At 42.6% G+C, this 12,065-nt stretch carries 13 protein-coding genes and 2 pseudogenes; 8 read left to right on the forward strand and 7 right to left on the reverse strand.

Annotated elements, in window-relative coordinates; translation table 11 throughout:
• Nucleotides 1-9: 9 nt before the first annotated feature.
• The 3 genes and pseudogenes from pilM to prfB all read right to left on the reverse strand — a co-directional run bounded on the left by pilM (nt 10) and on the right by prfB (nt 3,323).
• A pseudogene (pilM, locus tag B9G53_RS09375) lies at nt 10-1,121 on the reverse strand (type IV pilus biogenesis protein PilM).
• 352 nt (nt 1,122-1,473) lie between these two features.
• Complete coding sequence (locus B9G53_RS09380; protein WP_094531493.1) at nt 1,474-2,076, reverse strand: DUF4168 domain-containing protein; 603 nt, start codon at nt 2,074-2,076, stop codon at nt 1,474-1,476.
• 139 nt (nt 2,077-2,215) lie between these two features.
• A protein-coding gene (gene prfB, locus B9G53_RS09385; RefSeq protein WP_141211748.1) for a peptide chain release factor 2 occupies nt 2,216-3,323 on the reverse strand; the annotation gives its coding sequence in 2 pieces (ribosomal slippage) (nt 2,216-3,250 and nt 3,252-3,323; 1,107 coding nt in all).
• Nucleotides 3,324-3,468: 145 nt separating this feature from the next.
• Here prfB and B9G53_RS09390 point away from each other — a divergent pair.
• Complete coding sequence (locus B9G53_RS09390) at nt 3,469-3,849, forward strand: FHA domain-containing protein (RefSeq protein WP_094531497.1); 381 nt, start codon at nt 3,469-3,471, stop codon at nt 3,847-3,849.
• A 223-nt stretch (nt 3,850-4,072) separates the two neighbouring features.
• The gene (locus tag B9G53_RS09395) at nt 4,073-4,420 is read left to right on the forward strand and encodes an FHA domain-containing protein (RefSeq protein ID WP_094531499.1); all 348 of its coding nucleotides are present in this window, start codon (nt 4,073-4,075) and stop codon (nt 4,418-4,420) included.
• A gap of 95 nt (nt 4,421-4,515) precedes the next feature.
• Here B9G53_RS09395 and B9G53_RS28440 read toward each other — a convergent pair whose 3' ends face one another.
• Nucleotides 4,516-4,638 carry a hypothetical protein gene (locus B9G53_RS28440; protein WP_254923604.1) on the reverse strand — a complete coding sequence of 41 codons (123 nt, stop codon included), beginning with the start codon at nt 4,636-4,638 and terminating at the stop codon, nt 4,516-4,518.
• 2 nt (nt 4,639-4,640) lie between these two features.
• Between B9G53_RS28440 and B9G53_RS09400 the strand changes: the two genes are divergently transcribed.
• The 5 genes from B9G53_RS09400 (at nt 4,641) to B9G53_RS09420 (ending at nt 8,611) form a co-directional block, all read left to right on the forward strand.
• Complete coding sequence (locus B9G53_RS09400; RefSeq protein ID WP_094531501.1) at nt 4,641-5,156, forward strand: hypothetical protein; 516 nt, start codon at nt 4,641-4,643, stop codon at nt 5,154-5,156.
• Between the two features lie 132 nt (nt 5,157-5,288).
• Nucleotides 5,289-6,329, forward strand: coding sequence for a polysaccharide pyruvyl transferase CsaB (gene csaB / locus B9G53_RS09405; RefSeq protein ID WP_094531503.1), 1,041 nt, complete (start codon nt 5,289-5,291; stop codon nt 6,327-6,329).
• Nucleotides 6,330-6,947: 618 nt separating this feature from the next.
• Nucleotides 6,948-7,583 carry a translation elongation factor Ts gene (gene tsf, locus B9G53_RS09410; RefSeq protein WP_094531505.1) on the forward strand — a complete coding sequence of 212 codons (636 nt, stop codon included), beginning with the start codon at nt 6,948-6,950 and terminating at the stop codon, nt 7,581-7,583.
• Nucleotides 7,584-7,685: 102 nt separating this feature from the next.
• The gene (locus B9G53_RS09415) at nt 7,686-8,285 is read left to right on the forward strand and encodes a hypothetical protein (protein ID WP_094531507.1); all 600 of its coding nucleotides are present in this window, start codon (nt 7,686-7,688) and stop codon (nt 8,283-8,285) included.
• Entirely contained in the window at nt 8,285-8,611 is a 327-nt protein-coding gene (locus tag B9G53_RS09420) for a translation initiation factor (protein WP_094531509.1), read from the forward strand. The genes B9G53_RS09415 and B9G53_RS09420 overlap by 1 nt, the downstream gene beginning before the upstream one ends.
• A 31-nt stretch (nt 8,612-8,642) precedes the next feature.
• Here the strand turns inward: B9G53_RS09420 and B9G53_RS09425 are convergent, their stop codons facing one another.
• From B9G53_RS09425 to B9G53_RS09435, 3 genes are all read right to left on the reverse strand, one after another.
• Nucleotides 8,643-9,182, reverse strand: coding sequence for a Uma2 family endonuclease (locus B9G53_RS09425; protein WP_094531511.1), 540 nt, complete (start codon nt 9,180-9,182; stop codon nt 8,643-8,645).
• A gap of 73 nt (nt 9,183-9,255) precedes the next feature.
• Nucleotides 9,256-10,464: an acetate/propionate family kinase gene (locus B9G53_RS09430; RefSeq protein WP_094531513.1), complete on the reverse strand. Its 1,209-nt coding sequence runs from the start codon at nt 10,462-10,464 to the stop codon at nt 9,256-9,258.
• A gap of 159 nt (nt 10,465-10,623) precedes the next feature.
• Entirely contained in the window at nt 10,624-11,292 is a 669-nt protein-coding gene (locus B9G53_RS09435) for a DUF3226 domain-containing protein (RefSeq protein ID WP_217901545.1), read from the reverse strand.
• Between the two features lie 339 nt (nt 11,293-11,631).
• On the opposite strand from B9G53_RS09435, the pseudogene B9G53_RS28995 reads away from it, so the two are divergent.
• Nucleotides 11,632-12,065: pseudogene (locus B9G53_RS28995) on the forward strand (ISAzo13 family transposase); the annotation flags it as partial.

The raw sequence follows: 12,065 nt of genomic DNA on the forward strand, positions 1-12,065 counted from the left end.
AACGCCTTTTTAAACCTCCCTCAAACCTAGACCTAGAGCAACAGACATTGCCCCATGCGTTCTTCAATGGGAATGTCACCATCGACAGTGACACCAACCGCAGTAAGGGGATCAACTGCAACGGCAGCAATACCAAGACGTTGACTGAAGAACTCATTTAATTGACCAATACAAGCACCAGGTCCTGCAATTAGTAACTGCACAACATCTGATCCAGGGGACTGACTAGTATAGAAGTCAATTGAGCGTCTTAGTTCATCGGAGAGATCCCCAACAACCCGCATGATAGCCGCATCGCCTGGAGTTCCACCACCACCTGCAAGACTTGCTGTATCCATAGACTGAACAGGCACAACAGTTGAACTCAACATCTCCATGTCTGTTGTCCGTCGTGGGGGGAGGTTGATAGCGCGCAATTGAGCATTCTGAATTTGAGCAGTGCCAATGGGGAAAGTTCGCGAAAATTGCGGAACTCCATCAACGGTTACAGTAATTTCCGTTGCTTCATACTCAATATCCACGATCGCTACGGCTTCCGCTAAAGTACTAAATCTTGCTAGCTCATTGTGCATGGCACGAATAAGGGCAAAACTACTAACTTCCACAACATCAACCTGTAGCTGCGCTATTTCTAAAGCTTGCATATAACTATCTGTGACTTCTTTAGGTGTAGCCACCATCAGAATCTCAATCCGCTCGATACCGTCATCATCAAGAGCCGTACCCAACTTTTGATAATCCACATCGGCATCTTCACGGGGAAAAGGTAAGTACAGACTAGCTTCTTGATTAAGCACCATCTCACGTAATTCTAGATCAGGAATTTCCGCAGGTAGGCGAATCAAACGGCTTACTGTCTCGCGACCAGGTAGAGCCGTGGCAACTTTCTTAACTTTTATCTTCTTATCTGCTAGCAAACTGCGAATAACTTCTCCCAGCGCTACAGGATCGAGAATGCGTCCTTCTTCAACAGTGCCTTCAGGAAGCTCGACGCTACCATACGTCACTAGCTTGTAAGAAGATTGCCCCTTGCGGCGCAATTGAACTAGGTTTACTTTCTCGGAAGTGATTTCGATTCCGATGCCTTTCTTAGACTTTCCGCCAAATTTTAAGCCGAACATAAGCGTGTCTTTATGAGTTTTGTAGCTTTTGTAGCACTGGGCATACTAAACAATGGAGGGATTATAGACTGTAAGTGACCATTGTCAATAGGACAAGAAAAAATAATCATCACCAATGTCGTAGATGTCTGATTTTGCCTTGTTTCTTATAGACGATTTTGGTCGTTTTAGCAAACAAAACAAAATCTCGCCATAAAAAAACGAGAAGCAATGCTTCTCGTTTTTCTTTTTTATAGCTTTTGCCAGTCATGTTAGGACGAAATCAAAACCCAAAAGAGAGTTGCGGCGCTTCGCGCCGCAACTCTCTTTTGGGTTTTATGTCCTGATCCATTTGGCGAAAGCTACATAGTTTTTATTTGCTGCCGCGTAGTTGAATTTGCTTACTTTGGATTAAGCTTCGCAGTTGCGGATTTTGCTTCTGCTCCAGCGTAATTTGATTAAACTCTTTAGCCGTAAAGCCATGCCGACAAATTTCTTCCTCGCTATAGCTGCGTAGTTGATCACAGAGCGATCGCAAAAATTCTGGTGGAGCAGTAAGGTCACAAACTTTAGTTTGTTTCGATTCTGCAAGATTAGCGACAGCACTCCAATTAGGGTTACTCTTAGCAGCTCGAAAAATTTCTAGACGCTTATTTTCGATCGCATTGGCGGCGGCGGCATAGCGATCAATATGGTCTTCACCAAAGGTAACTTTGGTGAGAAAATTTTGTAAAGATGATGGTTTCACACAGTTTTCCGCAAACACAGCTATGCGATTACCACTGATCATCGGCTCGACAATTGTCCCTATGACCACACATAGACCAAATAGGCTAATTGTGCCTATCCCCTGACCTAGATATTTTTTGAAATGATTCTTAACACCGATTTGATCTGATGTTAAACCTAGATTTTGGGTTTGTTTGTTTGCCAAGCGCTTTAAAGAAACCGAATGTCTTTGATGCCAACTATTCATAATCAATCGCCATTAATCGTCAAAAATACTCAGGACGTAATCTTTTAGGGTTCTGCGATTTAATAATTTGTTGTAGCGAGGCTTCGCCTCACTACAACAAATTATTAAATCGCGTGTCCCTATATCTAAAAATATTGACTCAAATAGGCTGATTTTGTTGCCTCAAATATGACTGAATGAAAGGATCAAGATCGCCATCCATCACATTTTGAATATTTGTGGTTTCTTCACCTGTGCGTAAATCCTTGACTAATTGGTAAGGATGAAACACATAGTTGCGAATTTGGTTACCCCAAGCTGCTTCCACCATATCTCCACGAATATCGGCGATTTTCTGGGCGCGTTGCTCTTGGGCGATAATCAACAACTTAGCTTTCAACAATCGCATCGCATTTTCTTTATTTTGTAATTGCGATCGCTCTTGCGTACAGCGTACTGAAATTCCTGTGGGTAAATGGGTAATTCGCACCGCCGTTTCGACCTTGTTAACGTTTTGACCGCCTTTGCCACCCGCTCTTGTGGTCGTAATTTCTAGTTCTTTGGGATCAATCTCAAGATCAACATCTTCTTCCAGTAAAGGCATTACTTCTACGCCCGCAAAACTAGTTTGGCGCTTGTCGTTGGCATTAAAAGGCGAAATCCGCACAAGGCGATGTGTACCTTTTTCGGGAGCGAGATAGCCATAGGCATAGCGTCCATGGACTAGCAAAGTTACGGACTTAATTCCCGCCTCTTCACCTTCAGAAATTTCAGAAATTTCCACTTTGTAGCCTTGAGACTCACAAAAACGGGTATACATCCGTAGTAGCATCTCTGTCCAGTCTTGGGAGTCAGTACCACCCGCACCTGCATTTATCGTTAAAACTGCATCATATTTGTCGTAGGTTCCTGACAGCAGTTGCTCTAGATCCCAGCGATCCATCTCGTGCAGCAGTTGAGTCAGGCTTTGTTTGGCTTCATTGGCTAGAGATGGATCATCTTCAAGGGAAAGTAACTCAGCGATCGCTTCCAGATTTTCGATGGTTTGATGCCAGTGATCGAACTTTTCGAGGTAAGATTTCAGCGCATCTAGTTCGCGCATTGTTTTTTGGGCTTGGTCGCTATTTTCCCAAAATTCGGGTTGAGCGGCGGTTTGTTCAAGGTCACTAATTTTGGCCGCGATCGCAGGTACGTCAAAGATAGTCCTGAGCAATGCTCAGGCGCTGAGATAAGATCTGGGTCTGGCGTGCGATCTCCGTAACATCCACTAAAATATTTCTCCGATATAGCGAGTTTCAATTAAGTATTGTATAGCAAGCAAGGTAAGCGTTTTACCATCACCCTAAAGATGCTTGCTTTCACCATTAGAGACAGATTAAGTTAAACGAATAAAATAAGATTAATAATAAAAATATGTCAAACAAAACTTACGAAGAGTCTGAAATCAGCGTTAATCTTTCCTCTGACCACACGTTGGTAGTGACAGATAACAGTGGAACTCGCAAGATGAAGCTAGTTGCTAATCAATATACAATCGGTCGTGAAGCTGATAATACCGTACATCTCAACTCCGATTTTGTCTCGCGATATCACGCTATCTTACGAAAAGTGCATCATCGCGATCGCCTTGATACTTATCGGATAATTGATGGTAGTACCTCAGGGAAACTCAGCAAAAATGGGATTGTCTTAAACGCGATCCGCAAAGTTTCTTCTTACGATCTACAAGACGGTGATATTGTCACCTTTGCGCCTGAAGTGCATATTCTGTATCTTGCACCGAAGTTAATTTAAAAATAAAGTAATTTTAAAGATTAAGTTTGAATATGCTCTTTAAACGCACATCTTTAAAAATGCACAAATAATCCACAAATTGCAGAGATTCGCGGACTCTTGAGAAAAACTCTATAATTCAATCCGTTTGTAGAGTAAAGTAGAGCGAGATTAAACTAAATGCATACCAGTAGCATATACTTTTCGCTGGTAAGCCACATCTACTTCTTTTTTTGGTGAGCTAATGAGCGAAACACACGTTAGTCACACGCTATTAATCACAGATGCGAGAGGTAGTAGAAAACTCGCACTTGATGGCTTAAAGTATACGATTGGGCGGGATGTGAATAATAATATTCAGCTTTATTCGCGGTTTGTTTCTCGGCAACATGCGGTGTTGCTGCGCGTACCTGGAGAGGGAGGGCGCTATTTATATCGAATTATTGATGGTGATCTTTCTGGAAAGCCCAGTGTCAATGGCGTAATTGTTAATCATCATATGAAAGTCGCCTCTTCCTATGATTTATGTAATGGTGATGTGATTACGCTTGCCCCAAACGTGGAATTGACCTATTTGAGCAGCCAAACTTAAGCAAAAGTTTTGGGCTTTAAAATAAATACAGCGCTTTGCGCTAACTTAAAACCCGAAAATAATTTTGAGAACGGCGCTTCGCGCCGCTCTCAAAATTATTTCTGTTTAATTGTCATGTTTTTGGTGACAATTTTGCTGACGATTTCTAGTTCGTGAGTTTTAGGGTGAGGTGAAACAATGTTATGTGATACATCCGCAATTTGGCTTGATTGCAGCATATATGGCAATTGTTTTATCCCTTCAAGAAAACATAGACTTGCTGCTTTTTTTAGTCAAGTTAGCGATCGCTCTCGGCACAATCGCAATCACGCTATTATTACTATTTTGGTTTCGGCTCAAGAAAATTGAAAACCGCATATATCAGAGACGCAGACAGCTAAAGTCAAGATTTACTCAAAATATTACTCAACAAATCCCCCACAAAATATTACCAAAGCCCCTCAAATCCCTAAGTGCAACTCAAGTTATTGAGCATCGTTCAATGACAAAGCGATCGCCACAGACTCAGGTTTATCTGTCAACTGCATACCCAAAACTTTTAAAAAAATCTAAGAAACGATCTAGTCGCGTTCGTTTGCATTGGTTATGGGCGATTATGCTCGCCAGCATGACGGGTATGGCGATCGCTTTGATGCAGCTAGGTAATAGCTTTGTCAGTCCTGAATATATGCCAATTATTTGGTTGTTAATTGGTGTAACACTAGTTATGAGTGCCACTTTTATAGAAATTGCATAGCGTTAGAGTTTTCAGCACCTGCGGCGCTGAAAACTCTAAAATTGGTAAAAATGCGCGACAATGATATCCCGTAGGAATTGCGATATGCCGTAAGAATTGCGGCAACGCTAAAAAATATTTGGGGCGATAAGTATGCGACGTGCGGTTTTATGTGGATATTACGGAATGGGGAATGGTGGCGATGAGGCTTTGCTTGCTACATTGTTGCAAATGCTGCCCAAAGATATCCAACCGCTTGTTTTATCTGCTAGTCCTAGAGCTACCGAAAATTTGCATCAGGTCGAAGCTAGTGATCGCTATTCAGTATTTGCCTTAATCAATGAACTGAGGCGATCGGATTTATTTATTTGGGGCGGCGGTAGCTTGATGCAAGATGCCACAAGTGCCAGAAATCCGATTTATTACGGAGGACTGATGGGCTTGGCGCAGGGAATGGGTCTTCAAACGATCGCTTGGGCGCAAGGTGTGGGACCACTCAAACGCAAGATGAGTAAATGGATTGCCCGACGTGCTTTTCAGGGATGTGCATCAGTGTCTGTACGCGATCGCCAATCGGCGCAATTATTAGCTGACTGGCAAGTTGAGAGTATAGTTGCACCTGATCCTGTATGGGCTTTGGCGGCAACTCCAGTGAATATGGATCGTGATTTATCGAAAATCCGTGTTGCTGTGGTTTTGCGATCGCATTCTGAGCTAACGTCCTGTCGTCTTGCCACAATTACTGAGGCTTTGCAAAAATTGCAGATGCAAACTGAGGCGCATATTTTGCTAATTCCCTTTCAGCCCTCTCAAGATAAAGCGATCGCCCAAGCAATTTGTGATGCACTCAATGAAAAACTACCAAATCATAGCCAAATCATTATCCAAAAAGATCCCCGCCGCCTCAAGGGAATTTTTAATGGTGTGGATTTGACGATCGCCATGAGGTTGCATGGACTGATTATGGCAGCATCTGAGGGTAGCCATTGTTCAGCAATTAGCTATGATCCGAAGGTTTCTTATTTGATGAAAGAGCTAGGAATTTCTGGTTGGGAATTAGGGGATTTACCAGAAGATGCTCAGTTAATTGCTGATGTTTGGGTTAATAATCTCGAAAATCGCGATCCCTTACTAAGCGATCGGGTGCAGCAATTTAAACAGCAAGCTTTAATTCATCAAAAAATATTAGCCTAAACCTGAAAAAGAGTCGGCGCTTCGCGCCGACTCTTTTTCCATCTTGTACACAAAAGTCTCTCTGCCTACGTTTCGATTTATCTAAGCCCCCTAAATCCCCCAATTCTGGGGGGCTTTGAAAGAATATTATTAGTTTCTTGCTCCCCCAGAATTGGGGGCTAGGGGGCAGTTAATTTTTGATTTATATAGCAATTTTTACTCAGGACATAAAACCCAAAAGATGAGTGGCGGCGCTCCGCGCCGCCACTCATCTTTTGGGTTTTGATTTGTCCTATTTATCTCTTGCATTGCTATAGCGGTAATTGAGTGGCAGCGCGGAGCGCTGCGAAAGAATATTATGTTCCTGTTCCCCCAGAATTGGGGGCTAGGGGGCAGTTAGTTGTTGATTTATAGCTGTCATCCAAGAACTGAGTAGCGGCGCTCTGCGCTGCTACTCAGTTCTTGGTTTTTATGTCCACGTACACTTGGCGATCGCACCAAATTTTGAAAACCTTGTGTACATGGAATTGTGATAACTTAGAGTACTGCAAACAACATTTTAGAGATATTTTCGGCAACGAGCAAAACTCTAAGCTCCTCGAAATGTTGCCCTAGAAATCCCAAACAAGCTTACTTAATATGGCAGACATTACAACCCAACAAATTCAAGAACTACGTGCGAGAACTGGCGCAGGTATCAAAGACTGTAAAGCAGCACTCGTTGACTCCAATGGCGATTTCACTAAAGCAACCGAATACCTAAGACAAAAGGGGCTAGCCTCTGCTGTTAAAAAAGCAAGCCGTGCTGCATCTGAAGGAATCGTCCATAGTTATATCCACTTTGGTAGCCGCATTGGTGTGCTAGTCGAAGTTAACTGCGAAACTGACTTCGTGGCGCGTCGCGAAGAACTCAAAGAACTAGCTGACAGCGTAGCCAAGCAAATTGCTGCTTGCCCTAACGTGGAATACGTCAGTGTTGCCGATATTCCTGCGGCCTTTGTAGAAAATGAAAAGCAAATCGAAGCAGGTAAGGATGACTTGGCTAGCAAGCCTGCCGCGATTCGCGACAAGATTGTACTGGGTCGCATCGAAAAGCGCTTGAAAGAATTGTGCTTACTCGATCAGCCTTACATCAAAGACCAAAGCATTACCGTTGATGAGTTGGTTAAGCTAACTGGTACTAAACTTAGCGAAAACGTTAAGGTTCGCCGCTTTGTACGCTTTGTTGTTGGCGAAGAAGTTGCTTCTGCAACTCCTGAAACTCCCGCAGCATAATTTGTCTATAAATAATTATTTTGGGGTAGCGCGGCGATGCCGCGCTACCCCAAAATAATTAAACTCCCTAATGTTGATACGAAAAGAATAGTGTGAACTACGATGCTGGTGCGTATTGATCAAGATATTAGCAATATCCAACAGGCGATCGCTGATGCGATCAGTCGTATCGATGTGATTCATATTGAGTATTCACAGGCGATCGCACTTGCCGTAGAGCAACAAATTTTGCTGACCGTATTTAAGTTTTGCACTCAAAAATGTCCTGATGCATTTCTAGCGCTATCTTTATCAGCACGTCAAAACTTGCAAGAAGCACTGCGACAGACGATCACATCGCTGTGTGAGCAGATGCAAAAAACTCTCGAAGAATGCGATCGCGACAGTCGCACCAATCAAGAAAATCTTGATACCTTGCTCAGCAAAATCCTCGACGACAGCATGGAAACACTGAATAAGCTTTTAGTCGAGCATAAAGTTTTAAATCCAGAAGACAACAAGGCTAAAGACGATAAAAACACGAAGATGAGTATTCGTCTTGCCGAAATTGAGTTCACCGATCGCAAGGTCATGTCCCATCGTGGTGAGTTGCGGGTTTTGTCAGCAAGGCTAGCTCATTTACACAATGAGCTAGAAAAGAAATATCAACAAAAGACGATCGCGGAAGCCGAACTAGCATGGCGATCGGCATGGGTGGAATAATGACCAAAAATCGTGTAGTTTACCGTGAGTTCGGCACACCTGAAGAAGACGATTCTGAGCAAAAAGAAATCGATCTGCCACCCCAGCAACAAAATCCGCGCATTCAAGTAACGCGCCGAGGCAAAGGCGGAAAGACGGTAACTGAGGTCACAGGTTTTCAGACGACAACCGAGAATTTGGCAAAACTGACTAAACAATTAAAAAATCAGTGCGGAACGGGCGGGACATGTAAGGATCAAGCGATCGAAATTCAAGGCGATTGCAGTCAAAAAATCTTGCAGATTTTGCTTAGCTTAGGTTACAAAGCCAAAATAAGCGGTAAATAAAAAAGAGGTCGCATTGCGACCTCTTTTTTATTTACCGTTGTAAGCAACCAAAAACTTGGTTGGCTGTTAGTTGTAATGACATCTCATCTAAAAAAGTCAGAGGATGATCGCCGCTAACAATTTGAAGTGGCTGATTCGGGCGAAAAATCATGATTACTTGTTCTTGACTATCAATTAACCAACCAAGTTTTGATCCTTCAGCCAGACAAGCTTGAATTTTTGAGATTAGTTTGGTTGTGCTTTGATCAATCGAGAGAATCTCAATTAGCCAGTCTGGAGCGCCTTGAATTGGTTCATTACTGGATGGTATACGACTTTGATGAATGATGGTTATATCTGGAACAACCGAGTTTTTGCTTAAGATACAGCGTAGTTCTGGAAAAGCTTCGTAAGAGCTATTAGCATTGTCGATCACTCTGACTAAATATTTTTGCAAAAGGCTGTGATAAAAAGTAGGCATCGGCTTTTGCAAAACTTGACCGTTAAGAAATTCCCAAGCTGGGGATTCTTCAATATTGGGAAGTTGAGAAAACTCATCTAAGGTGACTGAATGAACGGCTGCTAAAACCATAAGCCACTTATCTCTAGACTAATAATCTCAACTTTATCACATCCATAAATCAAGGTGACGTTGCGAAACGCTTTTATTTTAGATGCCAACATTCACGAGCGATTTCCCAATCTTCTTGGGTATGAATTACTAAAACTCTGACCAACGAATCAGACGCAGCAATATCTACATCCATCAATCTCTGATTGTTTTTAGCTAAATCCAGTTTCAGTCCTAAAAACTCAAATCCTGCACAAGCAGCAGCTCTGACTGCGGAAGCATTTTCACCTACGCCTGCGGTAAAAATCAAAGCATCTAATCCGCCAAGACTTGCTAGCATTGAGCCAATATGCGATCGCAAGCTATGCACATAGACATCAAAGGCTAGTTGAGCTTGCTGATTGTCCTCAGCGATCGCCTGAAGGATTGGACGTAAATCTCCAGAAATTCCTGAAATACCTAATAGCCCTGATTCCCGATTGAGTAAGCGATCAAGTTTTTCCACATTCATATCAGACTGACGTAATAAATGGATCAGAATCCCTGCATCAATGGAACCAGAGCGACTGCCCATCACCAAACCTTCAAGGGGAGTAAATCCCATCGTCGTGTCAATACTCTGTCCATTGCGAATGGCTGCTAATGAACAGCCATTTCCTAAATGACAGGTGATTAAGCGTAAATCTTCAACTTTGCGATTGAGAATACTTGCGGCGCGATCACGGCAATATTGATGACTGATACCATGAAATCCATAGCGACGAATCCCTTGCTCCGTATATTTTGTAGGGATCGCATAAGTATAAGCAGCAGGTGATAAGTGAGCATGAAAAGCAGTATCAAACACTGCGACTTGAGGAACATTCCCAAACACCTTTTCGGCAGCGATAATCCCTTCCAAATTCGCGGGATTATGCACTGGTGCGAATATGGCTAATTTAGCGATCGCCTCTTTCACCTGATCATTAATGATCGTACTTTGGCGATATTCTGCACCACCATGCACGACTCGATGCCCGATGATATCTACTTCTGAAGGGCTTTGGAGAACTGGGGCTTCACCACTCCACATGGTTTCGAGCATATGCGCGATGATTTCAGGTCGGGAGGTTGCCGCAATTTCTTCTTCTAAAACCTTCCCATGTTGAGGTTTAACCTTTATTTCTGCAAACCCATCATGGTGCGTCCAGTCGATGCTTGCTTCCCAAATTGGTTCAGGTGGTGTATCGGGGAGTACACTTTCTAAATTGTATAAACAACTTTTTTGACTGCTCGATCCCGCATTCAGAACTAATATTTTCATTGTTTTATTTCTATTTTACAATTTGCTCAAGTAAAGAATTGCTTTATTTTCTGATTGTGCGGATTCTAGCCATGCAGTTTTAGCAAGAATTACTTCTTCACAACTTCAACAGTACTGCTTGCTTTACCCCCACAATAGACCAATTGATTTAAGCATCGCTTACAACCCATACAACTCCTTAAACCAGTTCACAAATTTCTGAGCGCGTGGATGCTTTGGATCGAGGATTTTCTCCATTACTGCTTGGTGCAACTGCCGACCTGGGGGATTTTGCCAAGCAAGCCAAGTGTATATATTGGCTTTATCTCGTTGGAATTCCGTAAAATTTGCTCCTTGGTTAGTCGCTGATTCGACAGATGATTGAGCGAATTGCCATAGCATCTCGGTTTCATTGGGAATCATACAGGCTAAAAATGTTTCGAGCATACCGCTCTGTTTATTGTCTGGCATCATCCAAATACCAAACTTAATTCCATTTGGTGCATCACAAATTAAGCCATTTTCGGGTAGATCTGCTGGCAAATCAGGAACACTCTTATGACAAGCATTTCTGATACTTTGCCAACGATCAGAGGGTTTCTCATCTGCATCCAGCACAATGCCAAGCGCGGAACGTCCCGACTCTTGTAGTTCAGTTGCAATCAGATCGGGATCGCTTAAATTCGAGTAACCAACATTATCGCGAATGTAAACAATAGGATTTTTCTTTGTTCCCCAATCTATACCATTTGCCTCAATTAGTTCTGGAATGACTCGAACTTCTTGTACACCTTCTACCAGTAGAACATTCTTATGAATTAAGGGGTTTGCGAAGAAATAAGATACCAAAGATTATAGAAATAGGGATATAAAATTCTTGTTTTCAATTTATATAGGACTAAGAGAGTGATTTTCAGCGATGAAATCAAAGCCACAGTTAAAGATGCAGCGCAAAAACTAACAGGCTATCGTAAACGAGACTTCATGGCAAAGGTTGCCGAGGATTACTTTGCAGGCTCAGCGCGTAAAGCCGAAACAGTTTTTGGATGGAGTCGGAAGAGCGTGCAACTAGGACTGCATGAACGGCGCACAGGGCTAAGATGTCTCGATAATTATGGAGCAAGAGGAAGACACAAAAGCGAAATAATGTTGCCGAATTTAACAGAAGATATAAGCGCAATGGTAGATATGCAGTCCCAAGCAGATCCGAAATTTCAATCAACATTTTTGTATGCACGTGTCAGTGCCAGAGCCGTAAGAGAGGAGTTAGTAAAAACAAAGGGTTACGATGAAGCCAAGTTACCATCACGGGAAACGATTGGTGCGGTGCTAAATCGGATGGGATATCGCCTAAAAAAACACAAAAGACAAAACCCTTAAAAAAGATTCCTGAAACCAATGCAATTTTTGCGAATGTGTTTGAGCAAAACCAAACATCAGCAGATAATCCAAGGTCTTTGCGAATTTCGATTGATAGCAAAGCAAACGTGAAGATTGGTAATCTTTCACGGGGTGGCAAAGCCCGCACGTTAGAACCCCAAAAAGCTAACGATCATGATACCGAATGGTCAGCAGTTTTAGTTCCCTTTGGTATCCTCAATACCAATAATGACCAATTGGCA

Source organism: Pseudanabaena sp. SR411 (assembly GCF_002251945.1).
In the GTDB taxonomy this organism is placed as follows: Bacteria; Cyanobacteriota; Cyanobacteriia; order Pseudanabaenales; family Pseudanabaenaceae; genus Pseudanabaena.

Bases quoted from the DNA above. Each gene is read 5' to 3' on its own strand.
- B9G53_RS09390 (WP_094531497.1), top strand. From the start codon at position 3,469: ATGTCAAACAAAACTTACGAAGAGTCTGAAATCAGCGTTAATCTTTCC.
- csaB (WP_094531503.1), top strand. From the start codon at position 5,289: ATGCGACGTGCGGTTTTATGTGGATATTACGGAATGGGGAATGGTGGC.
- tsf (WP_094531505.1), top strand. From the start codon at position 6,948: ATGGCAGACATTACAACCCAACAAATTCAAGAACTACGTGCGAGAACT.
- B9G53_RS09395 (WP_094531499.1), top strand. From the start codon at position 4,073: ATGAGCGAAACACACGTTAGTCACACGCTATTAATCACAGATGCGAGA.
- B9G53_RS28440 (WP_254923604.1), bottom strand. From the start codon at position 4,638: ATGCTGCAATCAAGCCAAATTGCGGATGTATCACATAACATTGTTTCA.
- B9G53_RS09420 (WP_094531509.1), top strand. From the start codon at position 8,285: ATGACCAAAAATCGTGTAGTTTACCGTGAGTTCGGCACACCTGAAGAA.
- B9G53_RS09415 (WP_094531507.1), top strand. From the start codon at position 7,686: ATGCTGGTGCGTATTGATCAAGATATTAGCAATATCCAACAGGCGATC.
- B9G53_RS09430 (WP_094531513.1), bottom strand. From the start codon at position 10,464: ATGAAAATATTAGTTCTGAATGCGGGATCGAGCAGTCAAAAAAGTTGT.
- B9G53_RS09425 (WP_094531511.1), bottom strand. From the start codon at position 9,182: ATGGTTTTAGCAGCCGTTCATTCAGTCACCTTAGATGAGTTTTCTCAA.
- B9G53_RS09400 (WP_094531501.1), top strand. From the start codon at position 4,641: ATGGCAATTGTTTTATCCCTTCAAGAAAACATAGACTTGCTGCTTTTT.
- B9G53_RS09380 (WP_094531493.1), bottom strand. From the start codon at position 2,076: ATGAATAGTTGGCATCAAAGACATTCGGTTTCTTTAAAGCGCTTGGCA.